The organism is Atribacterota bacterium (genome assembly GCA_039638595.1).
GTDB classification, from domain to species: Bacteria; Atribacterota; Atribacteria; order Atribacterales; family Caldatribacteriaceae; genus Profundicultor; species Profundicultor thermophilus.
This window is the reverse complement of the sequence record JBDIWM010000032.1, coordinates 1-24888: the sequence shown is the minus strand read 5'-3', so window position 1 is coordinate 24888 and position 24888 is coordinate 1. Positions and strand designations below refer to the sequence as shown.

Below are 24888 nucleotides of genomic sequence, written 5' to 3'. Positions count from 1 at the left end.
AGGTCCCGGCAACCGCTTCGGGAGAGTTAGCGTAGGGGGTGGTGACGTATTGGACAAACTTGTTACTGTAATCACCCACGTACTGCCCCTGGTTAAGTCCTTCAGCAATGGCCTTGTTGAGCTTATCCTGGACATCCCTCAGCGTGTCGGTGGCAAAGAAGGTGACCGTGGTGCTTCGGCCATTCCCCTGGTAGATGGTGATGGTTTGCGGATACTCCACAAGGAAGTTCCCACTGGCATCGGTGAAGCGGTCCACCTCCGCTAAAGTCGCATCGATATCCGCCGGTGCCAGACCTCCTACCCGAGCGATATCAAAGGATGCCGCGGTTGAATCGCTCGTCGGTATTCCAAACTGGAAGTTGAGCTGTCCTACGTAAAGCTGGCCGTTACTTGAGTTCATGTATGTCGTCCAGACACTCCGCGTGTTGTTGTCCAAAACATTGTTATCAAAGACATAGGTAATGTTTTGACCGGCTCCTACCCCACTGGTGTTGGAAAGCGTCAGCTGATCATCACCTGGTACCGCCGTTCCACTGATTCGAAAGAGAATCTTATCACCCACCCGGAAGTTATTGGCACTTTGAAAGACAATTTGCTGGAAATCAAAATAGGTTGTGTTGGCGTTGAAATCAGCCGAAACGTTTGTTGAACCATCGGCAGTGACGGTAACAGTATTACCAGTTACCTGACCAATATTACCATTTTGCGTGACGTAGTATTCAGTTATGTCAAAGGATACCTGAGTCCCGGAAATGAGGTTGACTTCGAGAAGGAGATAACCACTAGCTGTCGTAGCATTCGTCACCGTGGTTGAGCCACCGACAATCAGTGAAGTTGCCCCTGCCTGGCTATAGGTCGTGGTGGTGTATGAAGCGTTGACTGTAGCGCTGATACTTGCTGCCACTGCCACAGTGTACGATCCAACCGGTAACGTATACCCTGCAGTGGTGTTCCGGGTGATATTCTGGATTCCAGAGTTCGTGGTGTCAATCTCGAGGTTGGTGATTTCAAGTCCCTGGGCCTTGAAGATGTCGGTCTTCAAAATCTGAGCTTTACCAGGGGTGGCCTCGATCTGGAGTTCGTAGTTTCCAAAATTCGTGACCGGTCCTTTGGCGATAACCTGGGTGGTGGCTTTGTCGGTAGAAGCTAAGACCGAAGCCGTCCCATCAAGGAGCTTTTTGGTGTTGAACTCAGTGGTGTTGGCAATGCGGTTAACTTCGGCTTTGAGCTGGTCGATTTCTCGCTGGATTTCCACCCGGTCGTTTAAGGTCAGGGTATCGTTGGCCGCCTGGACAGCCAGTTGCCGCATACGTTGCAAAATGGAGTGGACCTCATTCAGGGCTCCCTCTGCAGTCTGAATGAGCGAAATCCCATCCTGGGCATTGCGCACTGCCTGCGCTAAACCACTGACTTGACCACGCATCTTTTCCGAAATGGCTAACCCCGCAGCATCGTCAGCGGCGCGGTTAATCCGCAGACCCGACGACAACCGTTCAAGGGATTTGGAAAGGGCGCTATCTGTGGCCACCAGATTACGGTGGGCATTTAACGCCGTAATGTTTTGGTTAATCCGAAGACCCATTTTTTACAACCTCCTCCATAAGGTGTTTTCCTTGGCATCCGTGCCAGCTTACTCACCTACACTAAAACAACCATTACCAGCCTGCATGGTATATTTACCCCGCGCTTTTCTCCTCGATATCACCTCCTCTACCAAAATAATTGCAGAAAACCCAAAAACCTTGGAGTTTTCATCACTTTTTCAACAAATGCTTTCTTTTTCTACCTATAATTATCGGCTCCACAGAAAAAAACTTTAGAGAGTGAAGGCAAAATTTTATTCCCTTAGCGAAAGTCGGGTTCTACACTCAGGAGGATCGTTGCGCAGTGGCAACCTGAGTTTTGATACGGTAAGGTGTCGTGGCCATCGTAAAAATCAAGAGCTTTTTTCCACTCGCTTAAGCTGTATATTCGTGATAATGAACTCTACCCTTTTATATAGAGCGGGTTTTCATCTCTGCCAACGAGGTGTACCCGTATCGCACACCATCACTCAAAGTATGATTAGAACGTCTAAAATAAGCGTAACGGCAAGTGCACTCATTTCCCACAAAAGCAGGTCACACCTGGCAACGTGGACAAAAATAGGTACTGCGGGAACCGATGACTTTCCGAAAAATTGGTGTTCCACAGCGTAGGCACGGTTCCCCTGCTCTTCCATAGACCGAAAGACACTCCTGAAAGGAGCCCTTTTTGCCGTTAGCCTGGGTAAAATCCCGAACAGTGGTCCCCTGACAGTGAATGGCTTCCTCAAGGACCTCAGGAAGAGCGAGAAATAGGCTCTGTTTCTCAACGTCAGTGAGAGTCAGCAGTGCCCTCTCTGGGTGAATGCCACTCCGAAAGAGAATTTCGCTGGCGTAAATATTACCGATACCGGCAATTTTGTGCTGGTCAAGGAGGAAATCCTTGACCCGTCGCTTTCCCGAAAGAAGCACCACGATACGTTCAAACGTGTAGGCTGAGGAAAAGGGGTCAACTCCAAGACGAACGAGAAAATTCTCCTTTTCCCATCGCGTCATGTACTGCACTGTACCAAACTTACGCTGGTCACAGAAGGAAAGGAATACTCCTGAAGAAAGGGAAAAAACGAGGTGCTGGTGAGGAAAAGTCATCTGAACCTCACTGAGGAGGAGTTTTCCGGTCATTCCCAGGTGAACGAACAAGGTATCGTTTGCAGGAAATTCGAAGAAAAGACATTTCCCGTGGCGGAAAACTCTTCTGATCGCCTGCCCCACAAGAGGGGGGAGGGCAAAACGTTCCCCAATGTCAACGACCTTCAGAATTTTCGCCCCTTCAAGGTACGGCGCAATGGCTTGTCGAACGACTTCAACTTCAGGGAGTTCCGGCATAAAGAGTACGCAACGACCCCCAGTTTCGGTCTTTCAGCGAAAGGAGAGGCTCAGCATCAATTGGCCAGGGTATCCCAATATCGGGGTCGTTCCAGATGATACCCCCCTCATCACCAGGATAGTAATACTCGGTGACCTTATAGAGAACGTCACTATCAGCGAGGGCCAAAAACCCGTGGGCAAACCCAGGAGGAACATAGAGACTCTTCCCACTTTGAGCGGAGAGCTCTACCCCGTACCAGTTTCCAAAGGTTGGTGAACCACGCCGAATATCCACAGCCACGTCAAAAATCCGCCCCCGAACCACCCGTACAAGTTTTCCCTGGGGGTGGTTTTTTTGAAAATGGAGACCCCGAAGAACCCCTTTCCGGGAAAAAGAGTGATTATCCTGAACAAAGGTTACACCAAGACCCAGGATTTTGAAGTCCCGAAAATTGTACGTTTCCACGAAAAAACCTCGTTCATCCTCAAACACTGTGGATTCGATCAATACCAAACCTTCGATAGGTGTGGTCGCAAATCGAAATTTATCCATGGCGTGCGATGTACCACCTCACCGTGTGGCGCAGGGCGTCGGTAAAAGACCACTTGGGCTTCCATCCGAGCTCCCGCATGATTTTTTCACTGCTTAATGCGTAACGCCGGTCATGACCTGGGCGATCCGGAACAAAGGTGACAAGCCTTTTATACTCCCCAGGGTTTTTCCCCATCTCTTCAGCCAGAATCTGGCATAGAAAGTACACGAGGTCGAGGTTGCGCCATTCATTGCCCCCGCCGATATTGTAGATCTCCCCAGTACGTCCCTCTTCAAGAACTTGCAAGATGGCCTGGCAATTATCTTCCACATAGAGCCAGTCACGCACGTTTTGTCCATCACCATAAACTGGAAGCGATTTCCCCAAAATTGCCTGGGAAATCATAAGTGGAATAAGTTTTTCTGGATACTGCCGGGGACCAAAATTATTGGACGAACGGGTGATGAGAACCGGCATACCATAGGTTACCGCGTATGCCCGAACCAGTAAATCAGCACTGGCTTTCGACGCAGCATAGGGACTGTTGGGACAGAGACTCGACTCTTCGGTGAAACGCTCGGTACTTTCTAAGGGAAGTGCCCCATATACTTCGTCGGTGCTTATCTGGAGAAACCGTGCTCCTTCCATTTTTTCACTTTCCCAGAAAGTCCGGGCTACGTCCAGGAGTACCTGAGTTCCATAGACGTTGGTACGCACAAACACTTCCGGTCCTTCGATGCTGCGGTCAACATGCGATTCGGCTGCAAAATTCACCACCCACCGTGGCCGAAAAAGGGTAAAAAGGTATTCAAGTAGTTCTCGGTTGGCAAGATCACCCCGTATAAAATGGTAATGGTTGGCAACAAGGCCTTCTAGGTTACGTAAATCTCCGGCATAGGTTAACTTATCGAAGTTCACCAGCCGGTACTGGGGCCGATTGCGGCTCACGAAATGAATGAAGTTTGAACCGATAAACCCTGCTCCACCAGTGATAAGGATGGTGATACTATTCACGGAGGAATTCCTTCCTAAAGAGGGTGAGAAATTCACGGAGTGCTTCTTCCCAAAAACGCATGTGATTGAGACCCTCAAGTTCGAGAAAATAATTACTCAGCACTGAGTATTTGGGTCTTCTGGCCAGAGCACCGTACTCTTCGGTGCTAATGGGGAAGACTTCTGCAGAAAGGCCAAGAACCTGAATGATGATTTGACTCACGTGAAACCAGCTCGTTTGGCCAAGACTGGCACAGTGATAGAGTCCCACCCGATCCCTCACTAAGAGCTCAAAGGTCTGCTGCACTAAGTCTTTGGTCCAGGTTGGAACGCCATGCTGGTCATCCACGACCTTGAGTTTCCCTTTTTCCCTTGCCAAGCGCACGACCGTCTTCACAAAGTTATGTCCCATTTCTCCGTACAGCCACGATGTTCGGACTACCAAATGGTTGGGATTGCAACTTCGGGTAAAATATTCCCCCCACAGTTTCGACCACCCATACACGGAAAGGGGACAGGGCTCATCGAGTTCAGTATAAGGGATGGCGTGCTCTCCGTCAAAAACATAATCAGTGCTGAAATAGACCACTTTTGCCCTTATCCGATACGCCGCCCAGGCCACGTTACGCGCTCCTAAGACATTAATTCGATGACAGAGGTCTTTTTCTCTTTCGGCCTGGTCAACCCTGGTGTAGGCGGCGCAATTAACCACCACATCCGGTTCAATACTATGCAGGGTAGCGAATACCTCTTCTGCGTCGGTGACATCGAGTTCCTGGCGGGAAAAGGCGTAGACATTTTCCTGACCCTTCAGGAACTTCTGAAATTCATTCCCTAACTGTCCACCACTTCCTACAATAACAATTTTCATGACCCTTCAAAATTTAAAGTGAGGTCTCGGGCTAACTCGTTCGCCAAAGCCAGTGAAGTGGGGGTACCGGCATCAGTCCACCAACCCCTGAGAATACCATATGTGAGACGTCCTCTGGCGATGTAGGCATTGTTCACATCGGTGATTTCAAGCTCACCTCTTTGCGAAGGTCGAAGGGTTTTAACGATGTCAAAAACCTCCGCATCGTACATGTAAATACCGGTTACGGCGTACTGGCTTTTGGGTTTCTGAGGTTTTTCCTCGATATGCACAATTTTTCCATCTCGTAATTCAGCCACACCGAAACGTTCTGGATCGGGAACTTCCTTTAAAAGGATTTTTGCGCCCTCTTTCTGGGTCGTAAAATCAGCCACAAATGGAGAAATATCGTCTTCAAAAATGTTATCCCCCAGGATCACCACACAGAGATCCCGCCCCACAAAATTCTGGGCCAATCCCAGTGCCTGGGCAATCCCCCCCGCTTCATCCTGCACCCGGTAGGTGAATTCCACACCGAAATCACGGCCACTTCCCAAAAGTTCAATGACATCGCCCATGTGTTCCCGTCCGGTTACCACGAGAATTTCGTGAATTCTCGCCTGTTTCAAGTGGTAGATGGGGTAAAAAATCATGGGGTATTTTCCCACCGGGAGCAAGTGTTTATTGGTTACTCTGGTGAGAGGTAAAAGTCGCGAGCCTGTTCCTCCGGCCAGAATGATTCCTTTCAACACTTTCGCTCTCCTTCCAGAAACTTTCCTTCTCCTTTATCCAGCACTGGAATGCAAATATTTCTCTTCTGCCAGTTCCCTTCCTTTGCGGGTTTTGAAAAAATCCCGGATAAATTGTGCCAGTCTTGCTCTATCCCACTTTTCATCGGCCAGATTCACCAGCATATCCGCTTCAATGAGAATTTGAAAATCAAGCCCGTCCACAGCAGCAAAGTCGTGGTGATGGCCCACGAGGAAAAGAACCCGGTCAATAACGTCTTTCGGCTCTCCCTCTTTCTCCATGACCAGCCGAGCAAGCGGTGGTCCCTCAAGATGCTGGTACTTCCCCTCTCGAGAACCGTATTTACGAAATGCTTCCACAATGCCCACATCATGAAGCAGGGAAGAAAGCTCAACAATTCGCCGTTCCTTCCCGGTTATACCAAGGTCCTGAGCAATAATTCCGGCCAAGCGCAAGACTTCTTCCGTATGAGGAAGCATTTTCGGATCTTCGGCAAAAACTCCTTTCAGAAATTCCCAGTACTTTTCAAACACACCTTACCCTTTCTCACAAAGGGGGCTTGTAGCCCCCTATTTTTACTCAGGTTCACCCGGCCACAGACCCACCACACCTTCTGCAGCCCACTCCATGGTAACGAGTTCGTTGAGTGGTAACCGGATTCCTGCCGGAACCCGTACGTTTCCTTTGCGGTCTGTAATGGGACCAGTAAAAGGACTGAAGGCATACTCAGGGTCAGACATGGCCTCTTTTAATTTGAAAACCAGGTCATAGACACTGATTTTCCCATATACCGGGTCATCCACCACGTAATTTTTCAACCTTTCCTCGAAAGCAGGGTTGATGGGCATACCAAAGTCAGCACCTAATTCCACCGCCCCATTCCCAAGAAGCCACCAGTAATCAACATTCTCAAGGTTCTTGTGGTTATAGAGTCCCGCGTATACCTTGGCAAAGAAATCGAGATAGATGGCTTCCCAGTGCACAAGCTGCCCAGAGACAAGATCATCTGGGGCAAACGACACCATGGGGGAATAATGACCAAAGCTGGGAAGTCCTTTTTCGCCAGCCACCTGGACAACTGTGGCCGAGTCTTCGGTGAAAGCCAAAACATCAATTCCTTCCGCAATTAACGCTTCCGCTGCTTCCTTAGCCCCCTGGGGGTCATACCAGGCAGTCTGTAACCAGCGCACGTGCACTTCGGCACCGGGATTCACTCGCCGCACTCCTAAGGTGAAAGCATTAATGTGTCGCTTGAGTTCTGGAATCGGAAACGTGCCCACATAACCAACCCTACCAGACCTGGTCAACGCCCCCGCCATAAGGCCGTTCAGGTAATACACCTGATGGAAATCGGCCATATAGGTGGCCATATTCGGCGCACGCTTAAATCCCGAACAGTGAAAGAAAATGGTATTCGGATATCGCCTGGCTGCGTTGAGCGTTCCATCCATGAAACCGAAACTGGTGGTCACCACGATGTTGACTTTCTCCTGATTCACCAGACGGTCGATGACTCCTTCCACCTCTCCCTCCGGCACTGCTTCCACATAGAGGGTGTCAAGCCAGGGATATGTTTCTTCAAGAACCTGACGTCCCTTATCGTGGGCATTGCTCCAGCCGAGGTCCCCAACGGGGCCAACATAGATAAACCCGGCTTTGAGTTTAGTTTCCTGCGCAAAAACTCCACGCCCCAAAAGGGCAAAAAGAACAAACAATGACAACACCACAAGAAAACTTCGCTTCACAAAATCACCTCCCAAATGATTGGTAACACCGTAGAACATTGTAGACAAAAAGCGAGTTTTTCTCAATCACGCCGCAAAGAAAGCCCAAGAGCATAACTGGAAATCAAAAGGAGCGGCAAATGGAGAACGCCATTCCACCAGAAACGGGAAAAATCGAACATGAAATTCATAAAAAAATTATACCCACCAATAATCGTTCCCATAAGACCGGTCACGCGCAATGTCACCAGATTCACCTCAGGATAGCTGAAGAGGAGCACCATAAGGTAGAAAGGGGTCATCATGCAAAATGTGAGACCAGCAACGTTCGTAAAAACATCCGCGATGGAAAAACGCGGTTGCCAAGAAACGGTGTCGACAGGATACCAAAAGGCAAAAATGACCATCCCCACCAGCAAAACCCTTTTCCAGTCGAACCGCCCAAAGCGAAACGTCGTCTTTCGAGTAAAAAATTCCCCCAAAAAAGAGAGTCCTACAAGGGTCATCATGACCACGTTATGGGTGAGCATGGCAAAACCCTGACCTGGAAGCAAAGCCATATTTTGAAAGATGGCAAAGAGAAAGTAGTGTAAAGCCACAAAGATAAGGAAAAACGGTTTACTCACCGGGGAAAAGGCTAAAAGGAAGAGCAAAAACAGCGGTACGATCTTAAAAACCGGATAAAAACTTCTCAAGGAAAAGACAAAAGCATGAGAAAGAACCTCTTCCACCAGGCGATTGTAATCTTGAGAACTGGTAATCCCACGAACCGGATATGGGGGAATAAACTGGATGAGCACAACAAAGAGATAAAACCACCACGTTCGGGTACTTTTTTCCCACCACCCGTACAAGGTCATAGTTTCGCCTCCGTTGCTGAATTTTCTACCCTATTATAATATATATAGTTTGTTTTCCCATCCCTCCATAAGAGATAAAAATCAAAACTTTTTCCCTACCACAAAACGACGACTGTCACCTCCTTTTACCTCTATGCCCTCACACCATAGCGGTGTACCTTATGGGTTGAATAAATAGAAAAATCGGGAAATGGCTACCTCAGGTGGTAAAGTAGCCCGTCATGGGGGTTTTCACTGTGAGGGATTGATAACCGTTACAGCAATATTCTTCTTCGCCCCTCCAGAAGAATATTTTCGCTGAAACCCATCATTCCACGCTTTGAAGCTCGATAAGAGCTGTGCCGGGGTTGAAGGCTAACTTAGCCAAAGTCGAACCCAGGTTGATAATTCTTCCACCCCTGGCCTCCTTTTCCATAATCCCGAAAGCTTCCCGACAGCACAAGAATACACCAGTCAAATTGACCGCGATGGTTTTGTTCCACTCCTCAAAGTCGCCTCAGAAACCAAAGGCGTAAGAAAATCTCTACCGGCAATGCCAACCAGGACATCAAGTTTACCCCATTTTTGGACCACGCCCCGAAAAAACTCGATGACGGTCTTTTCTTCAGTCACATCGCCATATACGCCGTAACATTCCTTTTGAATTGCCCTGATATCATCGACAACCTTTGTCAGGCGCAGACCATCGACGTCCAGTAAAGCAACCCTACATCCATTTTCAGCAAAAATCCTGGCCGTTACCTCCCCGATCCCCGAAGCACCTCCTGTAACAATAGCGACTTTCCCTTCCATCTTTTTTGTGGATGGCATCATGGCACTCCCAAAAGCGGCTTACATTTCTTACTTCTATAATCACAATGCCCACCCCCGAGAACGCTCTACCGCTCTCTTCCAACCATGGTAGAGTTCTTCTCGACGTTCCGCATCCATTTTAGGGTCAAAAACCTGATCAATTTTCCACTGTTGCGAGATTTCCTCTCTATCTTTCCAGAACCCTACACCTAGTCCGGCTAAGTACGCAGCCCCCATAGCCGCCATCTCAGTTACTACCGGACGAATGACCGGAACCCCCAAGATATCGGCCTGGAACTGCATGAGAAAATCATTTTTGACCGCTCCTCCGTCAACCCGGAGCGATTCCAGGGCCAATCCAGAGTCAGCTACCATCGATTCAAGGACATCCCTCGTCTGGTACGCCATAGACTCCAGAGTCGCTCGCACAATATGTGCCCGGGTTGTTCCGCGAGTAATACCCACAACGGTTCCTCGAGCGTACATATCCCAGTACGGTGCACATAACCCGGTAAAAGCAGGAACAATATACACACCCGCCGTATCGGGGACTGACCGGGCAACCGCTTCGGTCTGTACAGCGTTATCGATAATTTTCAACCCATCTCGCAACCACTGTACCGCAGCTCCACCAATGAAGACCACACCCTCCAGAGAATACTCCACCCTTCCACCGATACCCCAGGCCAAATCGGTGGTAAGACCATGCTGAGAGAGGATAAATTTTTCGCCAATATTCATCATCATAGCCAGAGCCGTACCGTAGGTGTTCTTCACCATCCCTGGCTTAAAACAGGTCTGTCCAAAAAGGGCAGCATGCTGGTCGCCGGCCACCCCGGCAATCGGGATCTCTTCACCCCAGAAAACACTTTTCTCTGTCAGAGCCAGAGTACCGCTGGAAGGCTTAGTCTGAGGAAGAATCTCCTGGGGAATCTGGAGCGCTTCCAAAAGTTCTTCATCCCAGGTGAGCTTCTGTACATTAAAGAGCATGGTCCGGGAAGCGTTGGAGTAATCGGTAGCGTGAAAACGACCTCCGCTCAGTTTCCACATTAACCAGGAGTCAATACATCCCATCCGGAGCTTGCCCTCGCGGATTTTTTCTTTCACCCCAGGAACGTTATCGAGAATCCATTTGATTTTGGTGGCAGAAAAATAGGCATCGATGACAAGACCCGTCTTGGCTCGTACTGTTTCTTCCAGGCTTCTTGACTTCAGTTCTTCGCAAATCGGAGCGGTCCGACGACACTGCCAGACAATAGCATTATAAACCGGTTCTCCAGTATCTTTATCCCAGATGACCGTCGTTTCCCGCTGATTGGTAATGCCGATACCCGCAATTTGGGATACATCAATATGCGCCTTCGCCATGGCCTCCTGAATACACCTCATGGTTGTGTCCCAGTACTCTTTGGGATTGTGCTCTACCCAACCGGGATGAGGATAAATCTGAGCAATCTCCTGGTAGGTACTTGAAACCACCGTTCCATCATGGTTCACGACAATGACTCTTGTGCCCGTCGTTCCCTGGTCGATGGCCATGATGTATTCTCGATCCATCATTCAACCCCCCTTACTTTATGGCTGGATAATTGCTTTCATAATTCGGCCTTCTTTCATGGCATGAATACCTTCCACAATGTGGGCAAGAGGAAAAGTATTCGTAACATAGTGATGCGAATCGAGCTGTCCATGAGCAAGAAGTTGCAGGGCCAGCCGATTTTGCGCTGCCGTTGAAGCATGTGCTCCAAAAACGCTTATCTCTTTATAATGAATCAAATTACTATCTAAAAAACCCAGAGAATTAGTGGTTGGTAATCCTCCAAAAAGGCTAACCCGTCCACGTCGGGCAACCATCTGAAGTGCCTGTGCTTGCGCCTGCCCCACCGGACAGGCCACGATTGCCCCATCCACACCATATCGCTCAGTCTGGACAAGGATTGCTTCCACAGGGTCAACAAGAGTACCATTAATGGTCACGATTTTTTTCGCTCAGAGAGCGAGCGTGCTCTAACCTTTGAGACACTCCATCGATAACAAAAACCTTTGTTACCCCCTTAAGCAAAGCCAGTTCGGCATGAAAAAGACCGATAATCCCAGCCCCAATTACCACGACAGTCTGCCCAAGACTTATTCCCAGGGGTTCCTGTCCATTGATACAGCAAGCCATAGGCTCGGAAAGCACTGCTTTTTCAAAAGACAGATAGGCAGGCAATGGATTGACATGACCCTGCCGTAAAGCCTTGGCCGGAACGGCCATGAATTCGGCAAATCCACCCTCAAATTCAAAACCAATGGTCTCAAGTTCCGGACACATATTGGTGTGTCCGGAACGACAAGATACACAGTTTCCACAACCAATGGCCGGCGCTACTGCCACCCGATCCCCACCGTGTACCCAGAAACACCGGTTCCAACCTCACACACTTCTCCAACCACCTCACGTCCCAGAATTCGAGGGGGTTTGACGTGGCTACTTCCATGCCAGATCGTGCGCACATCTGACCCGCATACCGCACAGGCTTTAACTCGAAGTAAAAGCCCTCCCGCTTCCACCTCCGGCCGTGGCACATCCCGGACCACGACTTTCTCAATTTCTTCCATTACTGCTGCTTTCATGCTTAACCTCTCCATCAAGGAATGAACAGTACTTTGTTAAAGAATTCCATACGGTTCCAGAGCCTGCGGAACACCTCCGGTGCTTCATCAAGAGTAAAACGATGGCTGATAATGGGTTGACAACGGATTTGTCCTTTGGCCACAAAGGTAAGGGAAAGTTTCCACTCATGCACCGGTAGTGGCGCAAAGCCCGAATTCCAGGCCCCCACAATGTGTATCTCCTTTCGAAGTAATCCGTCCAGCGTTTTGACCGGGATCGTTAGGTCATCATAGGAAATACCACAAAACACCACGACGCCCTCTTTCCCAATCATGCGTAAAGACTGTTCCTGGGTTATCTTTGACCCAGCAATTTCTATCACCCGATCGACACCGCACTCTCGCGTTTCTTCCATAACGAGCGCCACGGGATCCACTTCTCTAGCGTTGACCACCACGTCGGCGCCAACTTTCTTCGCCACCTTCAGTTTTTCTTTAAAGATATCAACGGCAAAGATTTCCTTCGCCCCCATGATTTTCGCCCACTGAATCGCAAAAAGACCGATGGGACCAACACCAAGTACAGCAACCGAATTCCCCGCTTCAACTTTTGCCTGACGCAAAGCATGGAGAGCAATGGCAATGGGGTCTATACAGGCACCGGACTCAAAGTCCACCTCATCAGGAAGCCTTAAAAGATTACTTTCTTCAACCACCACATATTCAGCCATTGCCCCGTCAGTTCTTGAACCATAATAACTGTAATCATCACAGAGGTTAAATTTACTGACCCGACAGTAATCACAGTGTCCACAGGGAACCAAAGGGATAACTGTAACACGGTCACCGACCTGGTACGATTTCACATGGTTTCCCAAACGCACTACTTCGCCCGAAAACTCATGACCTATGGTGGTGGGATAAGAATACGTTCCCTTTCTCATCACTCTTCCGGGGTCAGAACCACACACTCCCACCGCTCGGACTTTCACCAAAACCTGATTATCACCAACTTCTGGCACCTCAACTTCTTCAACCCGCAGATCTCCAGGGGCGTACAACCGAACAGCCTTCATTTTCGTCATCGTTGTTACAGCTCCTCTCCTGTCAGCTAAACTCTTAAATCATCGACAAACCGCCATCCACCACAATCATCTGGCCAGTCATCCAGTCGGACTCATCTGAAGCCAGATACAGCACTGAACCAATGTGATCTTCAGGTTGACCGAGTCTCCCCAGGGGAATACCACTCTCCAGGGCCTTCCGCAGTTCTGGGTCAGAAATAGCCGATTTGCCCAGGGGGGTGAGAGTGGTGCCCGGACAGAGCATGTTGACCCGGATCCCATACTGTCCCAACTCAGCCGCCATGACCCTGGTGAGAGATAATACTGCTCCCTTGGAGGCGGAATACACTGCATGGAAGGGTTCATCCACAATGGCTGCTTTGGAGGACACATTGGTGACTTTTCCCCTCCCCCACTTAGGAAAGTTGACGAATGGGGGTTAATTGTTGCTCCTTCCCATACAGAAGTTCAAACGTTTCTCGAGTCAGATGACAGCGTCGATTGGACACCTCAACAGGAGACGAATCATTTCTCCTTACACTTCTTTTTCTGACACACTCATTCCTTGGCCCCCCACATTTTATCCACTCACGATCTTGACCGAAGAACTGGTTCCAAGGCGGGTTGCTCCGGAAAGAATCATCAGTCGAGCATCTTCAAAGGTACGAATACCACCCGAAGCCTTGATGCCCATCTTTGGACCCACCGTTTTCCGTATCAGGGCCACATCATGAGCGGTCGCTCCACCGGTTGAAAAACCGGTCGAAGTCTTCACAAAATCAAAGCCCACTTTTTTAACCAGTTCCGAAACCAACACTTTTTCCTCATCAGAAAGAAGACAGGTCTCAATAATAGCCTTAGTCACAGTAATCGGACGACAGGCTCGCCTGACTGCCCAGAGATCTTCTTCTACCGTTTTTAGATCTCTTGATTTTAAAGCTCCGATATTGATAACCATGTCGATCTCATCGGCTCCGTTTTCGATGGCGTTACGCGCTTCAAAGGCCTTGGTACGGCCATCGTTAGCTCCCAGAGGAAAACCAACTACGGTGCACACCTTGACTCCCGTTCCCCGGAGTTTTCGAGTACAGAAGGAAACCCAGTACGGATTAACACATACGGAATAAAAACGATACTGTATCGCTTCGTCACAGAGTTTTTCCACCATGGAAATACAGGCATCCGGTTTGAGAAGCGTATGGTCGATGTACGGAGGAAGATCAGCCGGGGTTAATTTGATTTTGTCCTCCGACGACCCTTCATTCCCAGCTAAGGGGACATTTTGGAGTTTACTGATTACTTCCCGGGTAATCCGTTCAATCGGTTCGTCTCGATTCATGGTCAGAAACCTCGGCTTTCAGAATGTTCATAGGGTTTACCTGCCCTTTTCCATGACCATCATTTTGTCAATTCGAGACCAAAACTCTCCTGCAAATCTGGTTTCAAACCACAATTTCACCATCTCACGCAGTTCTCCTTTAGGATGTAATGACCTACTTAAGTGAGGACATTGGGATTGTTGTGCTCTCAACTGTTGATAAAGTTTGCCGATCATGAAACAAAGCAGCTCGAGCGCGCGTATCACTGTATTTACACATGTCCTGCGATATATGTAACACAATAAGACCACATAGTCAATGAGGGTCAGAAAACTCTGTCTAAGTACTTGGTTGCTTGTCCTTACTTTTTCAATCCACTCTCAAAAATCGAAGACGCAAGATCCTCCCGGCTGATAAAGGTTAACTCAGATGCGAATTAAAAGATAACAAAGATGAAGACACTATATCTACGAACGCAACCCTTTTAAAAATTTTTCTCCAAAACATCTTACCCAAGACGAAATGGAAAAAATCTGATGATAAACTCCGAAATAACAACCAAAATCAGAAAAAACGTAAAAACATTATCTTGATAGAAAAGGGATAAGCCCAAAAGTATGGTTTAAACAGTCGTTTAAACCTGTGGTGCACGGAAACCATCGATGAAAAGAATAACAGTGCATGCCATAACCAGGGCCAAATCGCAGATGACCAAAGAAAAAATCAAAATTTGTAAAAAGGCTGCTTCCCTCGTTCAACCAGAAGATACCATCATTATCGACACTGGCTCCACTACAGAACACCTTCCCGGTTTCATCCCCCAAAGCACCAGGCTCACCATCGTGTGTTACTCTTTGAATATCCTTTTGAATGTTTACAACCACCACAAAAATAGTCAGATCATTTTCCCAGGTGGTTACTTCCACGAAAATACACTCATGTTTGAGAGTTCTGAAAGTATCGCACTGATCAGAAAAATACGAGCCAACAAGGCGTTTATCTCTGCAGCGGGCGTGGAAAATAAGTTAGGGGTCACCTGCGCGAATTTCTACGAAGTGGGAACCAAAAGAGCCACCATCGAGTCCTCGGATGTCAAAATTTTGCTCGTTGACTCCACTAAGTTTGATCGAGTAACCATCGCCCATTTCGCCAATCTCGAAGAATTTGATATTGTCATCACTGATACTGGAGTTCCAGAAAAATATCTTAAAATTCTTGCCAAGTCCAACATCGAACACTATACTGTGTGAAACATTATAGGTGCTTCTTCAAACTTCTATTTCTGGCCCTAAAAAATCCTGAAAATACCGTTTCTTTTCGTAAAAAAGTTCAGAAACAAAACGACAAGGAAGTCAACTAAGAAATTGCCGGATTTCCTGAGCCAGTGCCCGAGCAAACTTTTTATTTTCCTCTTCTTCCCAGTGCACTCCATCGAGGGTACTTGTCCTGACCACTTTTCCAGCATCCAAGAAATGGCATTTGTACCACTGCGCCGTCACTTCGTAGTATTCAGCAAGGTGTTTTGACTTTTCAACGGCTCCCTCAAACCCCCAGACTGTAGCGAGTTTAGTCAACGCAGCCAATGGTGGGGGTGCAACCAGCAACACTTCTGAATTTGCCCCACTCCTTAAGACCGTGTCCACCAAGACCCCTACACTCTGCGCAATCTCTGCAGCCGACAGACCAAAACGCGCTTTCAGGTCATTGGTTCCAAGCATGATCACCACAAGATCCAGAGGACGGTGCGACTCAAGGAGAAGAGGTAAATGCCGCCGGCCATTTTTATCGCCCTCGATGGGGTCATCAAAACCGGTGGTTCGTCCATTCAGCCCTTCTTCAATGGTACGCCATCCCTCCCCCAGTTCTTTTTCTAAAAGAAGGGTCCAACGCTTCTCTCGTGGATACCGTTCACCGTTTTGGGGATTAAATCCCCAGGTTAGAGAATCACCAAAACAGAGAATAACCTTTTCATCCATATCCTCTCCTCCTTAATCACCACGAAGAAGGCCCCAAGAGGCCTTCTTCATCGATTGAGCAACGCTTTCGCTTTACTAAGAAGGTTCTCCACATTGATTCCTAATTTTTCCAGCACCAATTTACCCGGAGCAGAAGCCCCAAAGCGATCGATACCGATGACCTCTCCTTCTTGTCCAACGTACTTATACCATCCCAAGGTGGCACCAGCTTCGATGGCAATGCGTTTTTTCACTGCAGGTGGCAGAATCATATCCTGGTACTCTTTCGGTTGTGCTTCAAAAAGCTCAAAAGAGGGCATACTGACCACGCGGACTTTTACCCCTTCGGCAACCAGCTTTTCGTATGCCTCCAACGCAACGTGCACCTCAGACCCAGAAGCAATAAGAATGAGTTCGGGCAAACCTTGAGCATTATCGGCAAGCACATATGCTCCCTTCCTCAGCCCTTCTGCTTTTCCATACTTATTCTGATCCAGTACAGGGACATTCTGGCGAGTTAAAATGAGTGCCACCGGGCCATTCTTGTGTTCTACCGCCACTTTCCAGGCTTCCCGGGTTTCATTGGCATCGGCGGGTCGAACCAGAATGAGGTTTGGCATAACCCTTAAACTCATCAATTGTTCTATCGGCTGATGCGTGGGTCCATCCTCACCAACCCCCACAGAATCATGAGTCCACACATAAATCACTTTATTGTGAGAGAGCGCCGCCACACGGACTGCTGGCCGCATATAGTCAGAAAACACAAAAAACGTGGCTCCAAAAGGAATAAGCCCGCCATGCACGGCGATACCGTTTAAAATTGCCCCCATAGCATGTTCCCGCACCCCAAAGGCAATATTTCTCCCTTCATATCCTAGGGGTCCATCCACCAGCCCCTGCGTCTGAGGCGCACAAATACCGGGAGTCTGAAAACTTCCCTTCCCCTTCAAAGCGGTATTCGTGGAAGGGTCTAAATCAGCCGAACCACCGATGAGGGAAGGAATTCTATCACTCAGGAGATTCAAAATCTTTCCTCCCACCGAACGAGTGGCCATAGCCCCAGCACTGGGTTCAAAAACCGGCAACCCTTCCGCCCAATTCTCTGGAAGTTCACCGGCCATCATCATTTTCAGGGTTTTTGCCTCTTCCGGAAACGCTTGCAAGTAGGCTTCAAAAAGTTCCTGCCATTCCTTCTCTTTCTTTTCCCCCTCCACAATCACTCCTCGCATGTGAGCCAGCACTTCTTCCGGTACGTAAAAATCCGGTTCCAGAGGCCAATCAAAAAATTTCTTTGTTTCCACCACCTCTTCGGGCTTAAGCGGCGAACCGTGTACTTCAAACGTGTCCTGTTTGGGACTTCCATATCCGATGTGTGTGGAAACAATGATAAGCGAGGGATGCTCCCTATCCTCTTTAGCCTTTTCAATAGCCTGGATAAGCTCTATTAAATTATTTCCATCTTCCACTTCCAAAACCTGCCATCCATAGGCCAGAAAGTGCATCTTGACGTCTTCGGTAAAACAGATTTGCGTTGCTCCAGAGAGACTGATTTCATTCTTATCAAAAAGATAAATGAGCTTTCCCAATTTCAGGTGACCAGCGAGCGAAGCCGCCTCCTGGGCTACTCCTTCCATGAGGTCACCCTCACTGACCAGGGCATAGGTATGGTGGTCGATAACCGGAAAGCCAGGGCGATTGAATCGGGCGGCAAGATGAGCTTCAGCAATAGCCACCCCCACTCCAGTCGCGAAACCCTGTCCCAGAGGACCGGTGGTGGTTTCTATGCCACATTTCATACACCGTTCTGGATGTCCAGGAGTGTGGCTTCCCCACTGCCGAAAGTTTTTGAGCTCTTCGAGACTGATACCCTCGTAACCACTCAAGTACAGAAGAGAATAGAGCAAAGCCGAACCATGACCAGCCGAGAGGATAAACCGGTCCCGATTAAACCACTGGGGATTTCGAGGATTATGGTTCATAAAGCGCCGAAATAAAACATACCCAATTGGTGCTGCTCCCAGAGGTAAGCCAGGATGGCCTGATTTTGCCCTTTGCACCGTATCCAGAGAGAGCATGCGAATCGTTTTCACCGCCAGTTGCTCCAAAGGTACATCCACTTTCTTCACCCCTTTTTTATTAGTCACCAATTTATTATAGAAAATATCACTCTGCTTCTCCACGCTTATAGGGTTTTCCCAGAGCCTCTGGAACGCCAATTTTTCTCCGAAAGGCAAGGCGAGACACAAAAACCAGGGCAATTATGGGAAAAAGGTATGGTAAGGAATTCAGCAATTCAGGAGCGACCAGAACCTGTAGGCGAAACGCAAGATGAAAGAGTGCCCCAAAAAGATACGCCCCGATTAGAACATAAAGTGGATTCCAGAAAGAGAAAATGGTGAGGGCCACAGCTAACCATCCCACACCCTGGGTCATTCCAGAAGACCAGGAGGGGCGATAAGCCACAGCAATATATGCCCCTCCAAGACCGGCCATAATCCCTCCAAAAAAAACCGCTAAATACCGGATGCGCCAGACATTAATTCCCAGTCCATCAGCAGCAGAAGGATTTTCTCCACAGGAACGCAACCAAAGACCAGGACGAGTTTTAAAAAGGAAAAACCAGAGAAGAACGGCTACAAAAATACCCCCGAACGCTAAGATATCGATATCTTTAAAAATCATTCCCATAAGGGTAGGATACCTCTTAAGAAAGACTTCGGAAAAAGGCCTGATCGGGGTAGCGAGCGTTTTTCCCTCCCAGTTCCGACCCAGAGTCCCCGCAAGTCCGGTTCCAAGAAGAGTGAGGGCTAAACCTGACACTGTTTGATTCGTTCTCAGGGTAATGGTGGAAAATGCATGGATCAGTGAAAACACACCTCCCATGAGCGCTCCGGCAAGCATCCCTACCCAGGGGTTAGAAACAACGTAAGTCACCACGAAACCACCCAACGCGCCCAGCATCATCATTCCTTCAACCCCTAAATTTAAAACTCCGGCTCTTTCAGCATATACTTCTCCCAATGTCGCCAGAAGCAAAGGAGTACCATACGCCACCGCCCGGTTCAAAATTCCCAAAACGGCCTCAAGGTTCAACCGCTCCACCACCTTTGGAAGAATTCCAAACGATACGATAACGACTCAAAATTTCGGTAGAAATCAAGAAAAAAAGGATGAGACCGTTGAGCACTGAAACCACCTGAAAGGGAATACCCAGAGAAACCTTCAGGGCGTCACCTCCAGACATGAGCGCGCCAAAAAGCAAAGCGGTGAGCATTGTGGCCAGGGGGTTGGCCCGTGCCAGCCAGGCTACAATGATCGCCGTATACCCATAGCCCAAAGAGATGTGCGCAGGGTGTCGCAAAAGATGATGAATGCCTGCCACCTCTCCCACCCCGGCAAAGCCAGCGAATCCCCCCGAAAGAAACATGACTAAAAGCGTAACCTTACCTTCGCTAATCCCAAGGAGCCTTGCCGTTTCAGGGCTGCTTCCCACAACACGCAGTTCAAAACCAAGAGCCGTTTTCTTGAGAAAGAAATAACTGGCTACAGCGATAACGATTCCAACGATGAGCGTAAAATACGGTACCCTGGTCGTCCCGATCGTGCCAAGCCAGCCTGCTTCCGGAAAAGTATCCGTATAGGTAAAACCCCGAACTCCCTTTCCTTTCCAAGGACCACCAATAAGGTAGAGTACAAGGTTAGAAGCTACATAATTCAGCATGAGACTGGTCAAAACCTCGTTGACCGCAAAACGAACTTTCAATAGCGCCGGTAGAAGTGCCCACGCTGCCCCCGCCAGAAATCCAAGAAGGAACATACCGGAAAGCATAAGAAAAGAAGGAACCCCAGAAAAAAGAGCGACCCAGCTTGCGGCAATGGCTCCAAAAAGCATCTGGCCTTCAGCCCCAATGTTAAGAACCTGTGCACGGAAAGCCATAGACAACCCCACCCCGATAAGGAGAAGCGGAATTGCCCGTTTAAAGGTTTCTGAGAGGGCATACCAGCTCCCAAAAGCACCACGGAAAAAAGTGAGATACGCTTCCCATGGTGAAACATGGTAAAAAATGAAAATCGCACTGCTGCCAAGAAAAGCCAAAATAATAGAGAGTAGGGAAAGAAGAAGAACCGAACTCATCTTTGGCTGAAGAGCAGGCTCAACTCGAAATTTCATTGGCTAAACCCTTATCCCTCCCATCATTAGACCAATGTTATGACGATCTTCTTCGGTCCACTGAGCTTTTTCCTTTTCTCCCATGACTTCACCCCGAAATAATACCACGATTCGATTGGAAAGTTTTAAGAGTTCATCCAAGTCCCCAGAAATGAGGAGTACCCCTGCTCCTTTTTCTTGCGCCTGTATGAGTAACTCATGAATGGCCTCCACCCCCTGGACATCGAGCCCAGCGGTGGGGTTTGCTGCAACTACAAGCTTCGGTTTCCTCTCCAGTTCTCGTGCCAGAATCACCCGTTGACGATTCCCTCCCGAAAGGAGTCGCACCGGCATCTCCGTAAGAGGAGGATGAATCGCATAACGAGCAATCAGACGTTCGCTATACGCTTCAGCTTTATCCCAGTCAACCCAGAATCCCTGAGAAAAAGGTGGCTTTGCGTATCCCCGAAGCATCAAATTTTCTGCAACGCTCATCTCACCCACCAACCCTACGTTTCGCTCTTCCGGAACATAGGCCACTCCTAACGAAGCAATTTCTCGGGGCGAGAGTCCGGTGATATCCTTGCCATCCAGGAAAATATGTCCTCTCTTCACTCGCCGCAGCCCTACAATAACTTCTGCCAGTTCCTTCTGTCCATTTCCGGCGACTCCTGCCACACCGACAATTTCTCCCTCCCGTACGGTGAGCGAAACATCAAGCAGTGCTGGAAGGTCTTTATCCCCTATAGCCCATACCCCTTTGAGGTTCAAAACCACCCTTGAAGAAACCTCCTTCTTGGGAATCACCGAAACCACTTTCTTCCCCACCATCATTTCAGCCAGCTCTTCAGGTGAAATGGATCTTGGAGAAAACGTGTCCACTACTTTCCCTTTCCGCATTATCGTCACCTTGTCAGCAATTTCCATGACCTCGTTGAGTTTATGGGTGATAAAAATGCAGGTTTTTCCCTCTTCTTTCATAACCCGCATGGTCCGAAAAAGTTCTTCCACCTCCCGGGGGGTGAGTACCGCAGTCGGTTCGTCAAGAATTAAGATATTGGCTTCACGGTAAAGAACTTTCAGGATTTCCACTCTCTGCTTTTCTCCCACAGACAATTGCCAGATTTGGGCTTCTGGGTCTACCCACAGACCGTATCGCTCCGAAAGCTCACGAATCTTCGACTTTACCCTCTCCGCAGGAAAGAAGAAAGGAGTAGAGCGAACTCCCAGGATGATATTTTCGCTGACTGTATGGGTATGAACCAGCTTGAAATGCTGAGGCACCATCCCAATACCCAGGGCAATAGCTTCTCGTGGAGAAGAAATGCTCCGTGGGCTTCCTTTCACCACGATTTCTCCCTTGTCAGGTTGCAAAAGCCCATAGAGGATATTCATGAGCGTACTCTTTCCGGCCCCATTTTCACCTAAAAGCGCATGAACCGTCCCTTTCTCAATCTCAAAAGAAACATGGTCATTGGCCACAATGTGGGGAGGAAAACGCTTGGTTACCGAGTGAAAGGCGATTTCAATCATTGATACCTCGAGTCCCCTTTTCGTATTCCATGAATTGCTAAGGTATTATATAAAGATACCTTACGCTCGACAAGATGGAGAAAAAAGAAAGGAAAAACAACACTCAAAGAAACGGGAAATGAAGGCCAATCTCGCGAAGCCAGACCCGCAATTTTTCCCGAGCTTTTTCCACCCCTTGTCCATAAACTGCAAGTCCCTTCAGTAGGGTTGCCCCAGGACAAAGTTTGGCGATTTCTCTTTCGATTTTTCCCATGCCCCCTCCCCCGTGGGCAACAAAGGGGGCCACCTTTTTTCCCGACCAGTCATGCACCGAGAGAAAGGTCACAACCGGAGGAGCGATGGTACTCCACCAGTTTGGGGAACCGACAAAGATAATTTCATATGGCTTAAGGGAATCCAGGTTTCTCTGTAAAGGCGGTTTGTATCCAGCTTGGATTTCTTTTTTTGCCTGTTGTACGGTCGCAGCATAAGAGGAGGGGTAGGGGTCTTGCGGTTCTACTTCGAAGAGCTCTCCCTTTACCGCTTCCTGAATGAGTAGAGCCAGACGGCGAGTTTTTCCCGACCAACTGTAGTAAGCGATGAGGACTTTTTCTTCCATGGCTGTTCCCCTTTGAATTTCCTCATTAGATGTTTTCATTCTATCACTTTTGAATCCAAGCAGATTGACGAGTGGGCTTTTACCAACGTTCCTCCGAGCGAAGAAGACCTTGTTTTCGACTGGGAAGTGTTAGCCACCGACCGAGTAAGCAGTCCGCGACGTGGAGATGCGCGTCTTTTGTCTTCCATGGCATTCCCCCTTTGCAAGGACGAGGAGGACTCATCGTGGGGGTGCAAGAGGTTTTTCTTCCTAACTTTTCGCCGCCTCATGACCCGGTAGGATACTTCTGTCAGGGGAGAATAACCATACCCCGTGAGGGTCTTGATAACGCCTTTTCGATATGGATAAGGGTTCACCGAACTCCATATCCAGAAAATCTAAAGAGAGGAACACCCTCGAGGGTTCATGTTGCCTTCAACGAAAAGAGCGTCGTACTCCTTATAGGGGGGACGGTAACCGGTGTTGGAGAGAACAAAAAGACCCCTGAAAAAGCAGCCGATAGCGATGTGCGCTGGGAAGCAATCGGTATCGGGGAAGGGAGTATTTCAGGAAGCCTTGGAGGATTACAGCCAGGCGGCCTTGTTGATTCTGAGAACTGGTACTTTTTCTCTGCTTCTTTGGGACAAATCATCAATCTTTCCCTCACAATGCCGCAAAATGCCAGCTTTTCCTTGAGTTTATATCCCCCCGTATTCAGCAAGTGGCGTGGGGACACAAGAAAGACAAGGAAACCTGCGTACCCTTTGCTATGTTGCCGGAGAAAGTGGCGACTGGTACGTGCGGGTGTGTCGGGATAGCGGAGAAGGAGAGTACACCGTGCAGTTGCGAGTAGGAGGAACTGGAACTCCTGTTACCCCTTCACCTCAGGCAACAGCAACACCATTCGCTACTCCCTCACCCTCACCCTTTGTGAATCCTACACCATCGCCTCTTGTGGCTGTTACTCCTCCTTCCGATCTCCTTACCCTGTATGGGACCTAGGAAAATTCGCGGGAGATTTTCTTGGACAACCCCGATCGCAATGATTTTGAGCGCGGTCGGACTGATGAATTCCTCCTTTCTCCTCAGGAAGTACCAGATTTGGGAGTAATCACCCGTGTCTATCTACGTCATGATAATTCGGGTATCCGGCCGGGATGGTTTGTCGTTTCGGTAAGTGGTGAATCGCTCTACCGGTCAGGAGTACGTTTTCATTTTCAATCGCTGGTTAGTTCAAGATGAGGGCAGGCAATCAGTGCTTTTCGGAATCGGACCATAAACCCGTTGAAGCGCTTTGAGCCTCCCTATTCAGGGACACGAGCGTGGACCCATGAATTAGGAGAGGCAGAAGCAGAAGCTTATACCAACGAAACTTACGGTGGTATTGGTCTCTACCTTGATTCCTACGCCGGTGGGGCTACAACCAAAGCAGGATAAAAAATCTGGGTTAACACCCCGGGGGCGATGAATCTCAACGTCAGCACCTTAGTCCGTTATGTTGGTGGAACGGTCAATTCCGCCCTTGCCCTCTTTTCAGAGTTAGAGTTTTCTGGGAAACTAATGGGAATCTATCAGGAGCACCAGAGTCCTTGGAGAGCTTGGAGAGGGAGCAGCCGTTCTCTCTGTGGCAGAGAAGCTCAGGCGAGCAAAGGAAATTGTGGAAATCATTGGCGTTGTATACAACCTCTATCAACTCAGTGACGCTTTATCCAGGCTTGAGGGCGCCGGGAATCTCAGAACAGAGCGTCTGAATTTTACCTTCCGCACCCAACCAGGTTAGAATAAGATCTCTGTAGGTCTGCGAGGAAACGTTTCGGGATTGGTCACTGGTGTTTCCTTTGTCATCGTTGGGGGACAGGTACAGTGGATTGAGGTGGTAGGATTGCCGTAGAAGTGTATTTGAATGACGGCTTTATCCTTTGAATCCAAAGAGAGGAAAGGCGGTGGAAGCCCTTGCGTTTCTTCTCTTTGAGTTCAATTCACTTTCCTTGGAGGCGAGTCTTTCTTCCAACTGAACCCGAACACATACGGTTGGTACGGCGGGAACAACCATTTTCTCGAGATATCATCCACAAAACTCTATCACCGGTTACAGAGAGAATGAAACCACCCTAAGAGACCACTTTTATTCTCTGACTGGCTCGATGGTGAAATTGGTTTTTTATTGCCGGTACCTTTGTTTTCTAAAAAGTACTCTGTCACCCTGAGATCAGCCCGAAGAGACTATTCGCTCTGCCTCTTCTTTCGCTATCTGGCACCACTGGATCACATTCTGGGGATTACCCCCAATGGTATGGTT

General features: G+C 48.6%; 26 protein-coding genes and 2 pseudogenes. 5 read left to right on the top strand and 23 right to left on the bottom strand.

From position 1 onward, the window contains the following. The 17 genes and pseudogenes from ABDK92_08130 to deoC all read right to left on the bottom strand — a co-directional run. Positions 1-1582 (bottom strand): flagellin (locus ABDK92_08130; protein ID MEN3186580.1); only part of this gene is annotated, 1582 nt, incomplete at its 3' end. A 538-nt stretch (positions 1583-2120) separates the two neighbouring features. Further along, positions 2121-2909, bottom strand: coding sequence for a bifunctional DNA-formamidopyrimidine glycosylase/DNA-(apurinic or apyrimidinic site) lyase (gene mutM, locus ABDK92_08125; GenBank protein ID MEN3186579.1), 789 nt, complete (start codon positions 2907-2909; stop codon positions 2121-2123). Continuing rightward, on the bottom strand, positions 2893-3444 hold the full coding sequence (rfbC, locus tag ABDK92_08120) for a dTDP-4-dehydrorhamnose 3,5-epimerase (protein ID MEN3186578.1): 552 nt from the start codon (positions 3442-3444) through the stop codon (positions 2893-2895). Before rfbC ends, mutM begins: the two co-directional genes overlap by 17 nt. Beyond that, complete coding sequence (gene rfbB / locus ABDK92_08115; GenBank protein ID MEN3186577.1) at positions 3437-4438, bottom strand: dTDP-glucose 4,6-dehydratase; 1002 nt, start codon at positions 4436-4438, stop codon at positions 3437-3439. The genes rfbC and rfbB overlap by 8 nt, the downstream gene beginning before the upstream one ends. Beyond that, the gene (gene rfbD / locus ABDK92_08110; protein MEN3186576.1) at positions 4431-5288 is read right to left on the bottom strand and encodes a dTDP-4-dehydrorhamnose reductase; all 858 of its coding nucleotides are present in this window, start codon (positions 5286-5288) and stop codon (positions 4431-4433) included. Before rfbD ends, rfbB begins: the two co-directional genes overlap by 8 nt. Further along, entirely contained in the window at positions 5285-6016 is a 732-nt protein-coding gene (locus tag ABDK92_08105) for a sugar phosphate nucleotidyltransferase (protein MEN3186575.1), read from the bottom strand. The genes rfbD and ABDK92_08105 overlap by 4 nt, the downstream gene beginning before the upstream one ends. Before the next feature lie 36 nt (positions 6017-6052). After that, the gene (locus ABDK92_08100; protein ID MEN3186574.1) at positions 6053-6550 is read right to left on the bottom strand and encodes an HD domain-containing protein; all 498 of its coding nucleotides are present in this window, start codon (positions 6548-6550) and stop codon (positions 6053-6055) included. Between the two features lie 42 nt (positions 6551-6592). Next, the gene (locus ABDK92_08095) at positions 6593-7762 is read right to left on the bottom strand and encodes a BMP family ABC transporter substrate-binding protein (GenBank protein MEN3186573.1); all 1170 of its coding nucleotides are present in this window, start codon (positions 7760-7762) and stop codon (positions 6593-6595) included. A gap of 62 nt (positions 7763-7824) precedes the next feature. Beyond that, positions 7825-8601 carry a hypothetical protein gene (locus ABDK92_08090; protein MEN3186572.1) on the bottom strand — a complete coding sequence of 259 codons (777 nt, stop codon included), beginning with the start codon at positions 8599-8601 and terminating at the stop codon, positions 7825-7827. Positions 8602-8908: 307 nt separating this feature from the next. After that, on the bottom strand, positions 8909-9043 hold the full coding sequence (locus ABDK92_08085; GenBank protein MEN3186571.1) for a hypothetical protein: 135 nt from the start codon (positions 9041-9043) through the stop codon (positions 8909-8911). An 11-nt stretch (positions 9044-9054) separates the two neighbouring features. Then, positions 9055-9414, bottom strand: coding sequence for an SDR family NAD(P)-dependent oxidoreductase (locus ABDK92_08080; protein MEN3186570.1), 360 nt, complete (start codon positions 9412-9414; stop codon positions 9055-9057). 39 nt (positions 9415-9453) lie between these two features. Next, positions 9454-10950, bottom strand: a complete 1497-nt coding sequence (gene glpK / locus ABDK92_08075) for a glycerol kinase GlpK (protein MEN3186569.1) — start codon at positions 10948-10950, stop codon at positions 9454-9456. Between the two features lie 18 nt (positions 10951-10968). After that, the gene (locus tag ABDK92_08070; protein MEN3186568.1) at positions 10969-11370 is read right to left on the bottom strand and encodes a zinc-binding dehydrogenase; all 402 of its coding nucleotides are present in this window, start codon (positions 11368-11370) and stop codon (positions 10969-10971) included. Continuing rightward, a pseudogene (locus ABDK92_08065) lies at positions 11360-11994 on the bottom strand (alcohol dehydrogenase catalytic domain-containing protein). The gene ABDK92_08070 and the pseudogene ABDK92_08065 overlap by 11 nt, the downstream one beginning before the upstream one ends. A gap of 29 nt (positions 11995-12023) precedes the next feature. Beyond that, positions 12024-13073, bottom strand: coding sequence for a galactitol-1-phosphate 5-dehydrogenase (locus tag ABDK92_08060; protein ID MEN3186567.1), 1050 nt, complete (start codon positions 13071-13073; stop codon positions 12024-12026). Positions 13074-13107: 34 nt separating this feature from the next. Beyond that, positions 13108-13452, bottom strand: a pseudogene (locus ABDK92_08055) (SDR family oxidoreductase). Positions 13453-13632: 180 nt separating this feature from the next. After that, positions 13633-14391, bottom strand: coding sequence for a deoxyribose-phosphate aldolase (gene deoC, locus ABDK92_08050; protein MEN3186566.1), 759 nt, complete (start codon positions 14389-14391; stop codon positions 13633-13635). Positions 14392-15033: 642 nt separating this feature from the next. Here deoC and ABDK92_08045 point away from each other — a divergent pair. Beyond that, positions 15034-15621 carry a DeoR/GlpR family DNA-binding transcription regulator gene (locus tag ABDK92_08045; protein ID MEN3186565.1) on the top strand — a complete coding sequence of 196 codons (588 nt, stop codon included), beginning with the start codon at positions 15034-15036 and terminating at the stop codon, positions 15619-15621. Positions 15622-15723: 102 nt separating this feature from the next. Here ABDK92_08045 and ABDK92_08040 read toward each other — a convergent pair whose 3' ends face one another. From ABDK92_08040 to ABDK92_08015, 6 genes are all read right to left on the bottom strand, one after another. Beyond that, entirely contained in the window at positions 15724-16347 is a 624-nt protein-coding gene (locus tag ABDK92_08040) for an SGNH/GDSL hydrolase family protein (protein MEN3186564.1), read from the bottom strand. 47 nt (positions 16348-16394) lie between these two features. Next, positions 16395-18446 (bottom strand): transketolase, encoded by a 2052-nt coding sequence (gene tkt, locus ABDK92_08035; GenBank protein MEN3186563.1) that lies wholly within the window; start codon positions 18444-18446, stop codon positions 16395-16397. Between the two features lie 46 nt (positions 18447-18492). After that, complete coding sequence (locus tag ABDK92_08030) at positions 18493-19422, bottom strand: ABC transporter permease (GenBank protein MEN3186562.1); 930 nt, start codon at positions 19420-19422, stop codon at positions 18493-18495. Beyond that, a complete protein-coding gene (locus ABDK92_08025; GenBank protein MEN3186561.1) occupies positions 19412-20500 on the bottom strand; it encodes an ABC transporter permease in 1089 nt (362 codons plus the stop codon). Before ABDK92_08025 ends, ABDK92_08030 begins: the two co-directional genes overlap by 11 nt. 3 nt (positions 20501-20503) lie before the next feature. Continuing rightward, complete coding sequence (locus ABDK92_08020; protein MEN3186560.1) at positions 20504-22012, bottom strand: ABC transporter ATP-binding protein; 1509 nt, start codon at positions 22010-22012, stop codon at positions 20504-20506. Positions 22013-22115: 103 nt separating this feature from the next. Continuing rightward, positions 22116-22610, bottom strand: coding sequence for a flavodoxin (locus tag ABDK92_08015; GenBank protein MEN3186559.1), 495 nt, complete (start codon positions 22608-22610; stop codon positions 22116-22118). Between the two features lie 224 nt (positions 22611-22834). Between ABDK92_08015 and ABDK92_08010 the strand changes: the two genes are divergently transcribed. The 4 genes from ABDK92_08010 to ABDK92_07995 all read left to right on the top strand — a co-directional run bounded on the left by ABDK92_08010 (position 22835) and on the right by ABDK92_07995 (position 24369). Beyond that, a complete protein-coding gene (locus ABDK92_08010) occupies positions 22835-23407 on the top strand; it encodes a hypothetical protein (GenBank protein ID MEN3186558.1) in 573 nt (190 codons plus the stop codon). 19 nt (positions 23408-23426) lie between these two features. Further along, a complete protein-coding gene (locus ABDK92_08005; protein MEN3186557.1) occupies positions 23427-23591 on the top strand; it encodes a hypothetical protein in 165 nt (54 codons plus the stop codon). 15 nt (positions 23592-23606) lie between these two features. Next, positions 23607-23831 (top strand): PLAT/LH2 domain-containing protein, encoded by a 225-nt coding sequence (locus ABDK92_08000; protein ID MEN3186556.1) that lies wholly within the window; start codon positions 23607-23609, stop codon positions 23829-23831. 382 nt (positions 23832-24213) lie between these two features. Next, positions 24214-24369 (top strand): hypothetical protein, encoded by a 156-nt coding sequence (locus ABDK92_07995; protein ID MEN3186555.1) that lies wholly within the window; start codon positions 24214-24216, stop codon positions 24367-24369. The last annotated feature ends 519 nt before the right edge of the window (positions 24370-24888 follow it).

Excerpts from the sequence above, each read along its gene's own strand:
- glpK (MEN3186569.1), bottom strand. The coding sequence starts at position 10,950 with ATGGATCGAGAATACATCATGGCCATCGACCAGGGAACGACGGGCACA.
- ABDK92_08020 (MEN3186560.1), bottom strand. The coding sequence starts at position 22,012 with ATGATTGAAATCGCCTTTCACTCGGTAACCAAGCGTTTTCCTCCCCAC.
- rfbC (MEN3186578.1), bottom strand. The coding sequence starts at position 3,444 with ATGGATAAATTTCGATTTGCGACCACACCTATCGAAGGTTTGGTATTG.
- deoC (MEN3186566.1), bottom strand. The coding sequence starts at position 14,391 with ATGAATCGAGACGAACCGATTGAACGGATTACCCGGGAAGTAATCAGT.
- ABDK92_08045 (MEN3186565.1), top strand. The coding sequence starts at position 15,034 with ATGAAAAGAATAACAGTGCATGCCATAACCAGGGCCAAATCGCAGATG.
- ABDK92_08060 (MEN3186567.1), bottom strand. The coding sequence starts at position 13,073 with ATGACGAAAATGAAGGCTGTTCGGTTGTACGCCCCTGGAGATCTGCGG.
- ABDK92_08080 (MEN3186570.1), bottom strand. The coding sequence starts at position 9,414 with ATGATGCCATCCACAAAAAAGATGGAAGGGAAAGTCGCTATTGTTACA.
- mutM (MEN3186579.1), bottom strand. The coding sequence starts at position 2,909 with ATGCCGGAACTCCCTGAAGTTGAAGTCGTTCGACAAGCCATTGCGCCG.
- ABDK92_08090 (MEN3186572.1), bottom strand. The coding sequence starts at position 8,601 with ATGACCTTGTACGGGTGGTGGGAAAAAAGTACCCGAACGTGGTGGTTT.
- rfbD (MEN3186576.1), bottom strand. The coding sequence starts at position 5,288 with ATGAAAATTGTTATTGTAGGAAGTGGTGGACAGTTAGGGAATGAATTT.
- ABDK92_08025 (MEN3186561.1), bottom strand. The coding sequence starts at position 20,500 with ATGAAATTTCGAGTTGAGCCTGCTCTTCAGCCAAAGATGAGTTCGGTT.
- ABDK92_08015 (MEN3186559.1), bottom strand. The coding sequence starts at position 22,610 with ATGGAAGAAAAAGTCCTCATCGCTTACTACAGTTGGTCGGGAAAAACT.
- ABDK92_08040 (MEN3186564.1), bottom strand. The coding sequence starts at position 16,347 with ATGGATGAAAAGGTTATTCTCTGTTTTGGTGATTCTCTAACCTGGGGA.